Here is a 17,689-nt window from a genome sequence, read left to right as displayed (position 1 = left end):
CCAGTAAAGTTGGTCATTTTTGACTATGTGTTCTATAATCTGAAATTGCTTAGTTGGATAATTCTTTGTACTTTTAGAAAACTTTTTGAATGTAGTTAATTATAAATCTTTAATTTTAAGTAATATATGGAGAAGAAAATTACAATTATGGGAGTCTTGCAGGAAGGACTCGGTATCGGATTAAAAAATGCGTTATCATTATTGGGCGCAGTCGTATTATGGATACTTACCATTTGGATCCCTTACATTAATGTCGGTACTACTATCGCCATAAGTGCTATTCCGATTGAACTAAGTAAAGGCAAGATCATTTCACCTCTATTCATATTTGATGAAAAATACCGTCAGTTTATGGGTGAATATTTTTCCTTGATAGGGTTAATGCTCATTGCTATTTGGCCTGCTATGTTGTTTCTGGTTGTTCCGGGCATTGTAATCGCTATTGGCTGGTCGTTGAGTATATTCTTGTTGATCGACAAACAATTATCACCGACTCAGGCTATGATCCAAAGTAATAAAGCCACTTATGGTTATAAATGGACCATTTTTGGTGTAAGTTTTCTGTTGATGCTGGCAGTTGCTATAGTGGGTTGGATTTTTAGTAAATTGGGAAGCATAGGATCAATACTTAACTTTCTTTTACTGATTGTTATGGTTGTTGTTAATTTAGGTTGCAATTCTGTTATTTACAGGGATCTGACGAAAGATAATACGGCTCCTGCAGTTGAAGAAGCTAAAGAAGAAGTTTAATCCAGGATGATTTTCCAAATAAAATAGGCTGTATCAGACTGATACAGCCTATTTTGTTGTTTAATTGATATAGAATATGAGGTAGAGAAGTTATTGATTTGCCCCTTCAGCATAGTATTTAAATATTAGCAATTGGTAACAATAAGTAATGACTTTAGAAGGTATTTTCCATTTCCGGTATTTTGCTGAAATCTCTGTATGAATAAATTATCTTTTGTTTAGGGACGATTTGATTATTTTCTTTCACATAATCCGGATCTGTACATATCTTATACATCCCTCTTAGAAATTTTCTATTTTTTCTTCCTTTCGCAGGAAAATTAATTACCGTGTAAAACCAGGCCATATCATCCATTTTATCCATAACAGAAATAATCTTATTATCAATCAGGCATTTTAATAAACGTGGAATAGAAAGCCAGAGAAAGAATATAAATATGGTTGATAGGCTTATTAAAATCCATACTTTTTCATTTACAGAAAATAAAATAAGTACATAGAAAAAAATCGAAAGTACCAAAATAAAAAAGAGGGCAAGGGATTTTATATTATTTTTTTTAATATCTTTTTTTATTTTTTCGGTTGTTTCTTTTCTTCTTGCTATCTCATCTTTCCTTGCCGTATGGCTTTGTAACATAAGCATGCGATCAACGGATTTTATCATTCATACTTTTTATCTGAAAGTAAAAGAGGTTGCCATATTTAACGACAACCTCTTGGAGATATATAGATTAGTCGACATCATCCGGTTCATAACCTATTGTACGTCCTCTCACATCTAAATAGCTTTCGAGTATTTTGAGGGTTTCAAGGTTTCCCGGGGCTTCAACTGAGCCTGCTTCCTGAGCTTTCAAAAAGAATTCCCTGGATTTTTCTATATCCTCTTCAAGGGCATATGAAATGCCTTGATTGTTCCATAATTGCGGGTTGTCCGGGTATTTGTCCAGATAAAGCCGGGCCCCCTGAGGATCATTATTCTCAAGCTTGACAGCTGCCGCGTTATTGTTCGCCACATAATCATAAGGAAAAACCCTGACCGCTATATCAAATACTTCTTTGAATTCCTCACTACTTTTAGGATATGTATTGGCAACAAGATACATCTCATTGAGACTCATTTGTTCGGGACGTTCCTTGATAATATCTTTCCCTTCTTCTACGCTGAATGCACGAACCGTATAGTTTAATTTGTAATCGGTACGACGCAGTTTCGGGAAATACGTATTGAGTAATTCCTGATATATAGGTAACGACTTGAGCATTTTTTCCTTTTCATCAGGATGAATATTAGTATCGATAATGTCCAGTATTCTATCTTTTTGCTGGATATTTGATCCTTCCACCAATTTTTTCAATCCGTCCCAATCTTCATCACCAGCTGTGATCTGGAAAAATCTATCAGTATACTTATATTCTTTCTGTAAATATTTCTTTAACGAAATGGAACGATCGGCTGACAATTTCTTATTTCTTTCGTAAGTGTCTTCTGGAGAAGCATAACCACATAATGTAATGGAGTCAATCACAGCATCTTTATTGTTTTTGACCCTATTGACTTCTTCCCTGATCTTATTCAACTCGTATTCGTTGTTCCTGAAATTTTCTATAATGTCAGATTTTCCTACTTTGAAGTCCAGGTAAGCGGCTCCTTCATAATTCCTGTTTTTTACCGCTTCGGTTTCCGGAACGATGTAGGTTACTGAAAAATGGATATCCGGTTTATCAGGTGTTCTTAATACGAGAAGATTGCTGGTATCTTTAGGATTTACACATCCTGCACAACCGTATGTTTCTTCCCTAAGATCAATCCGGCCATTCTGCATCCATGTCTCAAAAGGAATATCCTGCATATAATTAATATCCAATGTGTCTGTAGCCTTCAGGAACAAATACGGTTGAATCGTGTCGTTTTCATGTTCTCCGAAAGCTTCTTCCCTTTTGAACATTTTATACCTGTTCTTTCCGTTGATAATGACAGGTGGTAGATCCTGTTCCTGCTGACCGGATATAATTACAGGGGTGAGTATTAATGCTTCGGTTTTGTGCATACGGGCATCAGTTGCGTCCATTTTCATTTTAACAATGAATCGTCCACCTTGTTGCTCTGCAAACGCATCACTGATAATTACCGTATCTTTTTGCCTGGCATCTGCCAGGTTCGTTAAAAACAATAAAACCAAAGATAAAACGAGGATAAATGTAGTTTTCATGTCGAGTAATTAAAAAATGAAATAAACGAAACTTAATGATAACTTAGTAATTCCGAAATAATGTTTGGTATCGCTTTTAATGAGTGTGCCGCATTCGGCGCACTGATACTTATCATAGTCAAGGTATACATATCCTGCTCCAATACTGGCTTCAAATCCCCAACGGTTACCCAATATCCATTGATATCCATAGGCCAGTCCGACTCCGTAAAAATCACCCTGGTAATTGTAATCCCTCAGATTATCAGAGATATCGATGTTGCAAAAATTGTATTGTCCGGCAATACCGTGGAGGCCTATGAAGTGCCTGTTGAAACGTTCACAAAACCAATAACGCAATTCCGGTTGTACCATCCAATGTTTGATTTTTCTGTTATCAGAAAATTCCCATGGATTATAATTTACCGGGATATCAAGAGAAAAACGCTTACCTAAACCGATTTCCGGTCCCAGGTTGATCGTAGTTGTTAAATCGTATAATACATTTGTTTTAATTCCAAGGTGCTGGGCATTCAACGAGATCCCTGAAAAAAATAACATGAAGATATATAAAATCCTTTTCATAAAATTCTTATTAAATGATCCTAAAGTGTTAATTTTAAATTTCTGCTCCTCCGGCGTCAGAGGTGCCATCCCATGAAGTATTCATATCTATCTCAAACTGAAAACTCCCGTTGTTGAAAATGGCGGTTATTTCTAACAGTTGATTCCTTTTTACCACCAATGTGTCGCAAACTTTCTGGCTGATGTAAGGTGTATTTTCGCCGTTGCGGTATAAATTCATGGTATACGTGGAACGTTCGCCGGAAACCGTAGGAAAAGTAGCGACTCTATAATCTTCTCCCCACCTGATATCTGAGGCCGATCTGCTTCGTTTATTATTGGACCCTGCAGAAAAAAATGCATACCTATGGGTGGCACAGAATACATCCTGATAATCACCTTTTACCCATTTCTGCAATCCCACATTGTCCATTACCACCTCAATTTCTGTTATATCATTAGGAACATTTATAAAATCATAACTTACGATTCCATGAGCCCTTGACAGGCCAATTTCATATTGACTCAAACCATAAGTGTCCAAAGTAAAAGGAAAGGCTGCCGTAAAAAAGTCTTCCGTATCACTACAACCTGGGAACGTAAGCGATAGACTGGCCGGGTTTGAAGGATCTCCGCTTAATGCTGCTTTTGTACAATTTCCAATAAGTACGATTTCATAATTTCCGAATTCAAGGCTATCATACTGAAATGTATAATATGCTCTTGATGCTTTGGGCCAACTATCTACCAGCCCCTGTTCATACAGGAGTCCGTCCCTATATAGGTAGTAACGTAAATGATTTATTCGGGTACTGAATATCGGCTCAGTGTCAAAAAGCGGATCGTCTGAGGGATTCTGAAAATTTTCCACAAAAACCAGTAATGAAAGATCACCTACCGGACATGGATCTGGTGCATCCTTGATACATCCTGAAAGTGTCATGCCTAATAACAGCATTACCAATGTATTAACTTTCTTGGTTTCTTTATTTTTCGTTGTCATCTGTTTCTGTATTTAGTTTTATCAATTTTATTGATCAGGTAGATTGTATTCGATAAAATCGTCAAACAAAGTCGCTGTATTGATGGGAATATTGTTGCTATCTTCTTCTAAGAATAATTCAAAATAGTAACCTCCCGGCAAATCATTTAAAGATGACCGGAATGCTATTCCCCGTATATTATTATGTTTTATTGTGTCCGTTACAGAACCCAAATAGAAAAATTCGGCAAGGTTATACCCCTTATTTATTTTTACAGAAGAGATGGTAATAGGAACCTCCACCTTAGGATCTGTAAACATATAGGACGAATATTGCCTTAGAGTGGGTAATGGAGAATTAACCAGATAATCCAGGCCGTCTTTCCCTTTCACAAGATCAGGGTATACTTCAGTACAGTACCACCAGGATGTCATTTTCTTATCAGGGTTATACCAGGGATCCCCCCAGATGTTCAAACCCTGGCAAAATGGAGTATCCTTTTTGGTATTAAACTGGGCCATAATATAATATTTCTGACCACCTATATGAAAAGGTTCTACAGTTCCATCCGTAATATGCCTGAGTGCCATCCTGTAATTACTCACTTTTCTTAACAATTCAACTTTTACATCATTCACAATAACGTCGGAATGCAGATCTTCGGTTTTTTTTACTTCGAATTGTTTCATACCTGAAAAGACTTCAGTTCCTAATGTCAGGGAGTCTGTATTAGTAAACCCATTCTGGTTATTGGCCTTATATTTACAGGCAAACGGAACAGGATAATCAGTTATGTCTGTATCTTCGACCACTAATCCCTTTTTTATCTGATCATTCCATGACCATGTTGAAAATGCTTTTCCGGTTATGATCACTACCCTGTAGGTACCCGGTCTCATTTCAAGGGATACATCGTTCAGTATATGTTGGTCTGTTAAATAAAAACTTCCGGTACCTTTTCCGGTTACAAGTTCTTTATGGATCACCGTATCCACTATCCAGTAATGATCTATCTTCTTTGTGATAATAGTGGCAAAGCCATTTGTTGTATAGCAACGGTTAACTGGGTTTGCACGTGTACTCTTCATCAATGTATATCCTGTTTCCTGATCCATAAATTCATTCATGGATAATGATATTTTCACATTTACATTTTTGTCATTTTCTTTTAAGATCGTTTCGTCTTTCTGACATGCAGATACATATAATATTACTGCAAAAAATATGGTTAATTTCCGTATCATTTGTTTATTTATTATTAGTTTTTATTCCAGTCCCATATAAATTCTATAGAAGAAGTATGTTTCAGGTCTATGATCCTGTCGAATCTGATTCCGGCTTTATTCACCGTATAATAATTAGGCAGGACACTTATCAGATCTGTTGATGAAGTCGGCGGTATGTTCATGATCAACGAATCAACAGAATAGCAGGTTGAAGCGTGGTTGTGATCGGGATTTCCGCATTTAGGTGTCGTATCATGGAAGTAAAAGGTAGATTTTATCTTCATTTTCCGTGTCGATTGTAGACTCCATATACCCATGATACGGGCACTTCCTCTTACGCCACTATAAGCGTTTTCTATTCCTCTGTCGGATTGGGGGAGATTTACTTTAAGGGTATTTAAGACTGTATCCGGATATAAAAACTGGGTATAAGTTGCCCTTTCATTACCCGCAACATCATCTATCATCGAGAGATCGTTAAAATAAACACTTTGACTTCTGCCTGTATATTCCATTTTTATTTTAAAGACCCTGTCGAGTACCGAGGCAACCTTTGGTGACACAATACTTACAGGTTCCCTGACGGTAGTTTCAGTGCGGAATATATCGAGTACAATCCGCCCCCCAATATGCTGCATGTCCGCCTGTATCGTTCGCCCATTGAGAATCTGATCCCCGGAACACTCAACAATACCATAATAGTTTTCCCCGGAGATCGAATCCGTTGATACAATCATGATATCGTCCCATTCATCGCCGAATTGCATGATTGACCCATTTTTATTTTTGAAGAATATTTGAGGGGTATTTTTATCAGTTGATAAAAACAGGAATCTGAATGTGCTGTCGACCAAAGTAATGTTTTTGAATCTGAGACTTTCACTGTTTAAATCTTCAAGTTTCGCTGAATCTGTTAATAAATACGGCTCATTTTTATCCAGGGCTTTTCTAAAAATATAGATATCATATTTTAGTTCCGTGACTGCATTTCTTTTTATATTTATGGAGACCGGGGTATGGGTCTCTGAAATGTGTTTCATATTATCGTCTGTGTCTAATGCATCCGAACAGGAGAGCAATGCCATTCCAATACAAAAAGATACGACCTGTAGAATTACTTGATTTTTCATTTTACGGTATTTTTTAATTAGTCAATTCCATATTCCTTCATCACCATCCGAGAAAGAAATATTTTTAATGGTTACCTCTGCGAATTTAAATGTTATGGTCAGCCACAATGTGATTTCAAGCTGTTTGTTTCTTTCCAGTGTACCTGTAATTGTCTTTTTCATTTCAGGAAAAGGACTGTCTGCTGTAGGTACAAGCGTCACTCTTACTTGTGTCTGGGTTCCTGAAGTAGGTGGGAAAAGCATGGGACCGTTGACAACGGCAAAGCCATCGGCAGTTATATCTGCCTGATCCGTTGAAAACAAACTGCTCACATTCCCTTTACCTCCGTAAATGTCGATGGAATCACCTACTCCGATAGCTTCAATCTGTATTTCCCTGATATATTCCGTTATATTCTTTCCATTTTTAAATGGAGCAGGCACAAACAGGTTGATCGATGTAGCTCTGTTTATGTTTACGACTACCTGGCTTACTGCTCTTTTCAATTTATTACGTATGGTATCCTTGCCGGCAATGGTATAAGTACTATCCGCCATTCGTGTAGTCTCAGGAAACCATATTTCATCAACAGGCAGATAATAACCTGGATGATCCGGGTCTTCTTTTGCTGCGATATGGAAATCCGTGAAATTTGAATTACTGTTCAACGGATCCGGCTGAACAATCGTATTTAAACCTTCGGATTTAAGAAACAGAAATTTATAATTACCCAATGCTAAAGTCGAATAAGCACTTCCATCAGCGGCCCAAACAGGCGATATGGTTTTCTGATAGTAAAAATCATTGTTGTTTTCATTAAAAACCAGGATAGAGACATTATCTGTTTCAGACATGAAACGTATGATCTGCGATTGTTTAGATGGATTTTCGGAGGGTTCGGCTATTTCAACGGTATTATCTTTTGAACAGGACAATACTGTTATGATCAAGCTAAATATGATAAAATTGGTAATTTTCATTTTATATAATATTTTAGATACTTATATCGTTAATTTCTCCTTCTTCTTTGTTCGGAGTCTCCCACACAATGTTTACTTCCACTTCAAAACGGACATTTGGGGTAAATACATTCCCTTCCAATACATATACTTTTACCAGTGTGATTTTATTCCGTTCAAGAGGCAAAAGATGGTTATTGTCCAGCGTACTTACATTGAATCTTCTACCAACTCCATTTACCGGCTTTAAATAAACGTCCATACCTGTTGTTCTGCTGCCATCATTATTCGGAATCATATAAGTTCCGAATATATGGGCAGAACCTTTGATGATATCGTCACTTTCTATATGGTCATATTTATCATAGGTATTGCTGCCTATAATTGTTTTTGTTCCGGTACCGACCACCACCAGTTGGTCAGGGTTTTCAAGGTTAAGATTTGCAGAAATGGGTGTTCCCGTAAGATTGCGGCCGAAAAAATTCATTCTGTCATTCATCGACCTGAAATTGAATCCGATTTGTTCAAGAATATTTCCTCCCAGGATATCTTCACCGTCGGGATAGGATTGTTCAGTATATGAGCCATCAGGATTTTTGACTGCTTTAATAAGCATCAGGTCAACACGTGCAACAGCCCGGTTTAAAGTGTATTTGATCCGGGGATTTGGGCTTAAGACAGTGATCTCATATTCCGGAATATCTTCTATTTCACCTGTCTGTAAGAAAATTTCTTTTAACGGAGTATTAGCATTATACTCCATTACCAGATCCTGATTGAGCATCCTGCCTTCCATAGCAGGACTTCCAAGGGTGTTGGACTGATTTCTCAATCCATATATCGGCAGAAATTTATATATCCCTGCATCAATAGAATCCGTTCCGACAATCTTCTTTTCCGAATCTGAATATGTAAAATTCTGCAGATTGATTGTCTTATTAAAAATATAATCCCCGCTATTTTCAGACTTTTTAAATGCATATATACTGAAAGCGTCTAATGCATAAGCCGGGATAAAACTTTTACTTATTGAGGTTGATGTTGCACCTATGTTAAGTTCAAAACCAACATTTGCCTGAAAATTTTTGGTTGATTTTTTAATTTCAACCAGATCATCGCTTTTTTTACATGAAGAACATATAAAAAAAGTGCATGCAATCATAAAAAAATAATTTAACTTCATTTTTGTAAACGTCTAATATTAAGTATTTAAAAGATTATTTTCCTTCAAAAGCCAGCCTACGGAAATACCTGTTTCAGGATTTCTATAAACACTGAACTCTCTGGCCTTTTGGAGTAAATGCCAACTAAAAAATGGTCACTCTTTCAATTTCTGTGTTATATAAAGGTGTTTTTTATAGATTGAAAATGAGATATTTTCAACCAAATTGCTGTTGATCCATAAAAAATCAGATCGCAATTCAACATATGCTATCAAGCAGAATGATGTCTGTACATCCGTGTTTTATAAAAACCTTTATATTTTGAATTTTAGTAAATGGACTTGGTTAGTAATAAACCTGTTACAGCGGATCCGAATACTTAACGGTTTTAGTCAGATACTGCTCAACTATGTTTAGTGTATGTGTTAGAATAATCTTTTAGTTGAGTTTCACTGCCAAGTCAACATATTTCCAGTCTGTGTATATCTGGATTAGTTTTGCTTTTAATTTGTAACTTTTATTTATTCATATTATATCAAAATTTTAAAAATTAAACACTTATTTTTATGTAATGCAATATTACAGTATATTTTTATTCTTTTTACAAAAAAATATCATTTTGTGTATATTTTTTTTAATTAGTACCACAAAACATCCAATCTTACTTGCTTTGCAGAGTTTTATTTTTGAGCATTATACATTAAATATCTGTCAATTCTATTGATTTTACGTGACACATTTGCTGTATATTGTTAAACGAATTATTGAAAAACTGCTTGAGGAATTATTAAACCTGACAAAAGTATAAAATAAAGGTTGGAAAATATTCTGACCATTATTAGAGCTAGCTGTTTTGTTATAAAGCAGTCGTATTTCAAATTATGCATCGGTTTCCGCAGAAGGAAAACTAATGATAAAAGTGGTGCCTTCATTTTGTTTGGTACGGAAACTGATTGTACCTCCGGCACTTTCAATAATATTACGGACAATGGTTAGTCCAACGCCCATGCCACTGGATTTTGTAGTAAAATTTGGACGGAAGATTTTTTCTTGCATTTCTTCCGGAATGCCCATTCCATTATCTTTTATCCTGACCCAGATCATTTGGTTGAGCTTTAGTACATCTACATGTATATCGGCTGGACGATCCTTGGGAATGGCTTGCAATGCATTTTTAAACAGGTTAATAAAGACACGGGATATCTGTTCCCTATCGGCATAAATCGTTGCATTTTGCAGGCCATGGTAATTTGTATGGAAAGCCCGTTTATTGTCACCTGTAGCAAACAATGGCACAACATCGTCGATTCTGGTAATAAGATCGATCAATTGATTTTGTGCCACCGGCATTTTTGCAAAATTTGAAAACTCTGTGGCAATGAAGGAGAGAGCATCAATTTGTTCCACCAAAGAGTGGGATATTTTTTCCATATATTCGTCAAAACGCTCTGATTTGTTGTCCCATGCACGTTTGAGATGCTGGATGCTTAATTTCATTGGCGTCAGGGGGTTGTTGATTTCGTGGGCAATTTGCTTTGCCATCTCCCTCCAGGCCGATTCACGTTCGGAACGGGCCAGGCGGCTAGCGCTTCGTGCTAACTCCTCTATAGCCCTGTTATATTCTTTAACCAATCCTCCGATTTCATCATTTTTATTATAACGGATGGGCTCATTCTTTTCTCCTAACTTGATATTTCTGAATTTTTCCTGCAACATGTTCAATGGCTGTGTGATTTGGTTACTCACAACGATTGATATAATAACCGTGAGCAGGATAATGACCATGTAAAAATTGGTGACCGCCAGTACGACACTTGATATTTCTTCCCGGAGATCGTCCTGTTGAGTAAAATAAGGTAAATTCAGAAAAGCGATCACATTATTTTTTCCATCCACGATGGGTTCATAGACGGAGGTATAGCTTAATTTTCCTATATCTTCTTTTTCTATGATGGAGGCCTTTTGGCTAAAAGTCAACTTTATAAAAGCATCCGGATTTATTTGGGTGCTGATTAACCCTTTATCAAAAATATCAGGAAGAGATGTGGCAATTAACTCGCCATGTACATCAAAAAGGTTGATATCGGTAAAAAAAGTGCTTCTGAGAGCCATCAACGGTTCGACTAAATCATCATTATCTTCAGTCCAGTTAGGATTAGTCGTTTTTTCGAAAATTAGAAAATTATTTAGTTGATTGTGTACCGATTGCATTTTATCATTGATCGAGTCATTGTTTTTTCCTGGTATTGCCGGTTAATATAGAAAATGGTGTAAGTACCGATGATCCCAAAGGAAACAAGTGTAATAGTGATCATGGAAAATTGGATCTTGTTCCTGAAGTCCCAGAGGAAGGAACGTTGGATCATGGGCAGGTAAAGCAGGATTAAAAAGCCTGATACGACCAGGAATGAAAAGATAAAAATGTAGGAAAAATTGATGATATAGTCAGCAAGCCTGGGAAAATGAGAACTAAGCACAATCATGGAATATTTATCCGGACGATATACCAGATGCTCCATGCCATCTGCAACAACAATATGGTAATCGGATTCTTCTGATTGAAAGATATCGCCTTTCAGGTTATATTTGTATTCACCAAACTGGCTGACTCGTCCATTATTCTTATATTTAGCATATGAGTAACCTTTCAGGTTATTGTCTTTACTGGTACGACTGTCCAATAGTAATTCAGGGTAACCGATCTCATTTTCGTCCGGATTTCCCACAGCCCATAGTTCAGGATAAATATATAATGGAGGTTCCCCATCTTTTTCTTTTCTGTACCAACCTAAATAAGAAGCATATTGATCTGTTTCCGGGCGATTCATGTGATAAAAATCAGAACGGATGATCTGGGTCCCATATTTTTCTATCTGCCTCTTGAAAAAACTGATACAGTGTTGAAAGTTCCGTTCACTGCTTAAGTATATGGAGTCATCTTCGTCACAAATAACACATTGGTAAGCATAGGAATTCCAGTTTGGACTGTTAAAGTATTTACGTTGTAAATAATCCTTGACCTGTTCCGGATTTTCATATATGATGTTGGTCAGTACAGTATCACTGATGATTTTGCTGTCAATATCACGAAGCAGTGATTCGGAAGTCAAGTCATGTGGTGAAGCCAGATTGGTCACAATCACTTTTTTCTGGTCTTCATATTTAATAATGCTGAACCGGTTGATATACAAAGTAACATATACAGTCAGAACGAATACGATCAAAACAAAATGGGAGTATTTGAATTTTATATTCTTCCTTAGCCGGATCATCCCTAATATTCCGATCATTGCCGTGAGAATGAGGATAGAGAAAAAGTTAATATGTAAGTTAGCGAATGACCATCCGATGATAACTAATGAAAGAACAATGATATACAGGATAAAGAATTGATTTAATTTTATTTCCTGTTTGCACAGGATCAATACTTTATCCAATAACAGGCAAAAGGATAGCAAACACAACATGATAATCATGTATCCCAGTAAACTGTACCCGTTGAGCAGTAATATCCTGTTGGGGCCTTCAAAAGTATTGGACGAATTAATAACCAATGACTCGATGACTAATCCTGTAGAAAAGAAAAATAGAATAACTATAGATAGGGATATAATAATATATGAGAAGAATTTCCATCTTTTTTCATAGAAAAGCGGAAATCTGAGGTTCCGGTACAATTCAATGGCATAAAAACAAGCAAATAGCGCCCATAGAAATAACTCACCCAATGATGAAAATAATTTTGATCCGAAATGAATAGGGTCAAAAATCTCTAATTCATAGAAAAATGGAGGAATATTGAAACGCTGCATTGCATATCTTAAAGAAAACAGGATTAAGGCGAGCAGTGGAAGGTATGCGTTTTTTAACCGGTTATTTCGCAGTCGTTGGAAATGGGTATCAATCAGTAGAAAAAGAATAAGTATAGCTAAAAAATAGGCAATGGCCGGAATATATGTCTGAAAATCATAATGACAAGTGTCGTCAAAGATCAAAGACCACATAAATTGACCTTTTGTATCGGTAATCGGATAAGTATTTGACTCTGAAGATTCTTGTCCGGAAAATATCTTTACATTGGGAGGAAGTTTGAAGTCTTTTTGGAATCCGGTTTTTAAATACTTGTTTTCATACAGGTAAATATTTTTTATCAGGATCAATCCTACGATTTTGTGCTGATTGTATTCGTATACAAAAGATGCATAGCGTCCGTTATTTAAGCTGATAAAAGGTTTATCCAGACCGGATTCTGGATATAATCGTTTGGCAGTGACATCTTTAGTAGACCAGTAGGTTAATAAATCATCATGGTATACAAATATATAAATTCCCTGTTTTTTTAATTTTTTCTCGTTTAAGTGATGAAAATTGATGAAACAGGAAGCATCAGGGTTGATTTCGATACAACGCTTTATTTCATCAACATATTTGTTTAAAGCGTGTTCCTTCTGGGTGAATATTTTTTGTATCCGTTCGGCATGTCGTTTATCAAATCGTGGGAACAAGACATTTTTTTCTACCAGTTTGGCAAATAATAATAAACAGATAAAAAGCACCACAAGCCTTAAAGAGACACTTGGCATATGCATCCTATGCCTGAAGAGCAACAAGCGTTTCGATAATGATATTTTTTTTACGGGTTCTTTCATCCGGTGTAACAGGCAATTATTACGGATAGTATTTATCTATGTTCCCCATCCTTCACGGTCAAGGCTGCGGTATTGTATGGCCTCTGCAAGATGTTGGGTTTGTATGGAACCGGAACAATCCAGGTCGGCGATCGTGCGGGATACCTTAAGAATCCGGTCATACGCACGTGCGGATAATCCGAGCTTCTGCATGGCTGCTTTCATCATTTCCTTTCCGGAGATGTCTATATCGCAAAACTTTTGTAACATCTTGGAATTCATTTGGGCATTACAATGAATACCCTGATAAGCAGTGTAACGTTCCTCTTGCTTGTTGCGGGCTGCGATGACACGTTTCCTTATCGCGAAACTGGATTCGGCTGTTTGTTGTCCTGATAGTTTATCGAAAGGAACGGGAACCACTTCAATATGTATATCTATCCTGTCGAGTAAAGGTCCGGAAATGCGGTTCAGGTATTTTTGTACGAATCCGGGGGCACACATACATTTTTTTTCAGGATGATTGTAAAATCCGCAAGGGCAAGGATTCATCGAAGCAACCAACATGAAACTTGCAGGATATTCGACTGCAAAACGAGCCCGTGAGATTGTTATTACACGATCTTCTAGGGGTTGACGCATTACTTCCAGTACGGTCCGTTTGAACTCTGGTAATTCATCGAGGAAAAGAACACCGTTGTGGGCTAATGAAATTTCTCCGGGCTGTGGAAAAGAACCGCCTCCAACCAGTGCTACATCACTGATTGTATGGTGGGGAGAGCGAAAAGGACGTTGAGTGATCAATGTGGTATCTTTTCCTGTTTTTCCGGCAACAGAATGAATTTTTGTCGTTTCTAATGCTTCATCAGTGGTCAGTGGAGGTAAAATACCGGGTAATCTTTTTGATAACATTGTTTTTCCCGCTCCCGGAGGTCCTATAAGAATGATATTGTGCCCTCCTGCCGCAGCAATTTCCATGGCACGTTTTACATTGTCCTGACCTTTTACATCAGAAAAATCATTCTCAAATCCTGTATAAGAAGGAGCGTTATTACCTATATTGTTTTGAACAGGTTGTAAAGATCCGGTTCCGTTGATCCAGTCGATCACTTCTTTAATATTGCCGACACCATATACGGCAATATCCTCTACTACTGAAGCCTCCCGCGCATTTTGAGCAGGCAGTATACATGATTCAAATCCTTCCTTCCTGGCTTGTAAGGCAATAGGTAGAGCTCCTTTGATGGGTTGAATACTACCATCAAGGGATAACTCCCCCATAATCATACATTTTTCCAGATGCTCGTTTTTTATTTGTTCTGATGCAGCCAGTATACCAATTGCTAATGGAAGATCGTAAGCCGATCCTTCTTTTCGGATATCAGCTGGTGCCATGTTAATGACCACCTTTTTTCCCGGCATACGGAATCCATGTACTTGTAAGGCTGATTCAATACGTTGTTGGCTTTCCTTTACAGCGCTGTCGGGTAATCCCACCAATAAGAAATTAATCCCTTTATTGACATTCACTTCAATAGTGATGGTGGTTGCATTAATCCCATAAACAGCACTTCCAAAGGTTTTTACCAACATATACAGGCTGTGAATATTGAGTGGAAAATCATTATTTGATCATGATTTATTCTACAGTGTGAAACCCGGCAAGACTAATCCAATAATTCCGCTAATTTTTTCTCTAGATCCCCGGCATGAAGACCTTTTTCCAGAATTTTTCCTTCCTTATCCAACAGAATGGTATAAGGAATGGAATTCACCGAATATAGTTTTGCGGCTTCACTTTGCCAGAATTTTAGATCAGACATATGAGGCCATTTTAGATCATCGGCAGCGATAGCCTCAGTCCATTCATCTTTGTTGCGGTCTAAAGAAATACCTACAATTTCGAATCCTTTGTTTTTATATTTATCATATAGTTTTACTATATGCGGATTCGCTATGCGACAGGGCCTGCACCATGAAGCCCAGAAATCCATTAATACATATTTTCCCTTGCCTGCATAATTTGAGAGGGAAACGGGTTGGTCTTCCGGAGATTGTAAGGTGATATCCGTAAACATTTGCCCGATTTGTGTACGTTTGAATGTTGCCAGGTTATCCTTCATCAATGTTACCCATTGCGATTGACTGTAAGTATCATCAAAACTATTGATGACAGGTTCCAACTGGTCAGGGCTGATATAGCGGGACAACATATTGGTAATGATAAAAGCGGATACAACCGTATTGGGATGTTTCTGTACAAAATCAAACATATAGTCATTCCTTTCTTTGCGGATCTGATCCATTTGATCCAGAATGGATTTTTCTTTGATGGTATCATTTGCTTCCATGATTTTCATGGACATGTATTCTTCATTCAATGGTTTGATCCGGTGGCCAAAAACTTCCATCCCTGAATTGAACTCGGAAAAAATGTCATTTTCTTTTGATCCGGTAACCTTGGATGCATTGATGCTGTCCTTATTGACGGAAATATTGATTTTTGAATTTTCAATGAAAAATTGTAACGGTGCATTGTTTCCAACATTTAATATAGAAAAATCAGGTACTGTTACAGTTCCTTTAAATTCAAATTTTCCTTTTTTGATGGTTGCACTATCTGTTACTACAGGTTCAAAGTTCTGTATCTGTTGTAAATAAACAGTTTGTCCGTCCGCTCCTTCTACAGTGCCTTTAATAGTATATCCGGAATCGTCGGAACATGAGTACAATAAACAAACTGATAAAATAATCCCAATTAAATGCTTCATTATTTGATGTTTTATATGTTATGCAAATGTACAATTTTCAATGATACAAAGCAAATAAGATGTTTTTTTTCATCCATTGAAGGCTTTGTTTGTTGATGAATCCGGAATAATTATTATCTAAAAGTATCATAAATATTATTGTAAAAATCGAAATAATTAGGTAATTTTACACCTTGTAATATTTGTATTTTACAATTTAATCATTTTATATTCGGATATGAACGAAACAGTATGTCAGCTAAATGAGTTTCTGAAAGAGTTAAAAACTATATATGGCAAGCGCATTGCTTCTATGAATAAACGGATTATGTTTTTACTCGATGAGAAAAATTTTCTTCCTAAAATATCCGTAAAGATAGATGGTGATGTCCTCAGGAAGATCATAGATGTATTGGTTGACAATGCGGTGAAATATACGGATAAAGGCTATATAAAGATTGGCTACAGGATTTTGGATAATAATGTACTTCAATTATTTGTTGAAGACACGGGCGTAGGTTTTGATCCTGAAGTACTGGAAGAAACTACCCAAAGTTTTTCTAAAATTGAAGGTACTTCTTCCGATTTGGATGCTTCAAACTTAAAAGATATTATCAAATTAGCCAATTCTATAAACGCCAAAATACATATTGAATCCCAAAAAGATATGGGCACAGTCGTTTATCTGAGTGTTTCGTTGTCGTCTATCAGTTTGGATAAAGATGCTGATGACCCGTCAGAACCCGTTTCGAGTCATTCCGACAATGCTTTTCAAAAATCGAAAGCAGATACGATGACAAATATCTGGAAAGGAAAGACCATTCTTATTGCCGAGGATGAATTGGTAAATTATATGTTTCTGGAAGTGCTTTTTGAGGAAACTGGTGCTGTCCTTATCCATGCTGCAGACGGGCAGCAAGCTATTGATGCCGTAAAGGCCAATCCTGATATTAATCTTGTTTTGATGGATATTAAAATGCCTAATATTAACGGATTGGATGCCACAAAAGCTATTAAAGCCTTACGGCCCCAGTTGCCTGTTATTGCACAGACAGCATATGCGATGCAGGATGATGAATATAAAGCACTACAAGCCGGATGTAATGATTATATTTCTAAACCGATTGATGCTAACAAATTGATCAGCCTGATGAAAAAATACCTTTGGTAGTTTGCTATTCCGCTATAGGAGGATTGCTTAAGAAATGACAGAATATACTATTTCAGGACGTAAAGCTAACTTATATGGTTTATTATTCATAATACCGGTATTGTTGTTGTATGGTATTCCGTATATATTCATCTGGCGAACTTCTGGATCCGGAATAGTTGATAGTATTACATCCGTTGTTGCACAAAACTATACA

Annotated in this window: 14 protein-coding genes; 2 read left to right on the top strand and 12 right to left on the bottom strand. The window is 36.8% G+C overall.

Annotation, left to right across the window (positions count from 1 at the left end; translation table 11 throughout):
• Positions 1-126 precede the first annotated feature (126 nt).
• Complete coding sequence (locus LBQ60_09880) at positions 127-750, top strand: hypothetical protein (protein ID MDR2038221.1); 624 nt, start codon at positions 127-129, stop codon at positions 748-750.
• Positions 751-904: 154 nt separating this feature from the next.
• On the opposite strand, the gene LBQ60_09875 is transcribed toward LBQ60_09880, so the two are convergent.
• The 12 genes from LBQ60_09875 to LBQ60_09820 form a co-directional block, all read right to left on the bottom strand.
• Entirely contained in the window at positions 905-1,414 is a 510-nt protein-coding gene (locus tag LBQ60_09875) for a hypothetical protein (protein MDR2038220.1), read from the bottom strand.
• A gap of 67 nt (positions 1,415-1,481) precedes the next feature.
• Positions 1,482-2,960 (bottom strand): DUF3868 domain-containing protein, encoded by a 1,479-nt coding sequence (locus LBQ60_09870; protein MDR2038219.1) that lies wholly within the window; start codon positions 2,958-2,960, stop codon positions 1,482-1,484.
• A 9-nt stretch (positions 2,961-2,969) separates the two neighbouring features.
• A complete protein-coding gene (locus tag LBQ60_09865) occupies positions 2,970-3,524 on the bottom strand; it encodes a DUF3575 domain-containing protein (protein MDR2038218.1) in 555 nt (184 codons plus the stop codon).
• A 34-nt stretch (positions 3,525-3,558) separates the two neighbouring features.
• Positions 3,559-4,506, bottom strand: coding sequence for a hypothetical protein (locus LBQ60_09860; GenBank protein MDR2038217.1), 948 nt, complete (start codon positions 4,504-4,506; stop codon positions 3,559-3,561).
• Between the two features lie 27 nt (positions 4,507-4,533).
• Complete coding sequence (locus LBQ60_09855) at positions 4,534-5,730, bottom strand: hypothetical protein (GenBank protein MDR2038216.1); 1,197 nt, start codon at positions 5,728-5,730, stop codon at positions 4,534-4,536.
• 14 nt (positions 5,731-5,744) lie between these two features.
• A complete protein-coding gene (locus LBQ60_09850; protein ID MDR2038215.1) occupies positions 5,745-6,842 on the bottom strand; it encodes a DUF5031 domain-containing protein in 1,098 nt (365 codons plus the stop codon).
• A 21-nt stretch (positions 6,843-6,863) separates the two neighbouring features.
• On the bottom strand, positions 6,864-7,802 hold the full coding sequence (locus tag LBQ60_09845; protein ID MDR2038214.1) for a hypothetical protein: 939 nt from the start codon (positions 7,800-7,802) through the stop codon (positions 6,864-6,866).
• 13 nt (positions 7,803-7,815) lie between these two features.
• On the bottom strand, positions 7,816-8,943 hold the full coding sequence (locus tag LBQ60_09840) for a hypothetical protein (GenBank protein MDR2038213.1): 1,128 nt from the start codon (positions 8,941-8,943) through the stop codon (positions 7,816-7,818).
• Positions 8,944-9,823: 880 nt separating this feature from the next.
• Complete coding sequence (locus tag LBQ60_09835) at positions 9,824-11,155, bottom strand: HAMP domain-containing histidine kinase (GenBank protein MDR2038212.1); 1,332 nt, start codon at positions 11,153-11,155, stop codon at positions 9,824-9,826.
• Positions 11,131-13,593: a hypothetical protein gene (locus LBQ60_09830; protein ID MDR2038211.1), complete on the bottom strand. Its 2,463-nt coding sequence runs from the start codon at positions 13,591-13,593 to the stop codon at positions 11,131-11,133. The genes LBQ60_09835 and LBQ60_09830 overlap by 25 nt, the downstream gene beginning before the upstream one ends.
• 36 nt (positions 13,594-13,629) lie before the next feature.
• Positions 13,630-15,165 carry a YifB family Mg chelatase-like AAA ATPase gene (locus LBQ60_09825; GenBank protein ID MDR2038210.1) on the bottom strand — a complete coding sequence of 512 codons (1,536 nt, stop codon included), beginning with the start codon at positions 15,163-15,165 and terminating at the stop codon, positions 13,630-13,632.
• 74 nt (positions 15,166-15,239) lie between these two features.
• On the bottom strand, positions 15,240-16,343 hold the full coding sequence (locus LBQ60_09820; GenBank protein MDR2038209.1) for an AhpC/TSA family protein: 1,104 nt from the start codon (positions 16,341-16,343) through the stop codon (positions 15,240-15,242).
• Positions 16,344-16,560: 217 nt separating this feature from the next.
• Here LBQ60_09820 and LBQ60_09815 point away from each other — a divergent pair, with 217 nt between their 5' ends.
• Positions 16,561-17,493 (top strand): response regulator, encoded by a 933-nt coding sequence (locus LBQ60_09815; GenBank protein MDR2038208.1) that lies wholly within the window; start codon positions 16,561-16,563, stop codon positions 17,491-17,493.
• Positions 17,494-17,689 lie beyond the last annotated feature (196 nt).

The sequence above is a fragment of the Bacteroidales bacterium genome (genome assembly GCA_031275285.1).
Taxonomy (GTDB): Bacteria; Bacteroidota; Bacteroidia; order Bacteroidales; family UBA4181; genus JAIRLS01.
The sequence above is the reverse complement of the archived record's forward strand: the minus strand, read 5'-3'. Positions and strand labels throughout refer to the sequence as shown.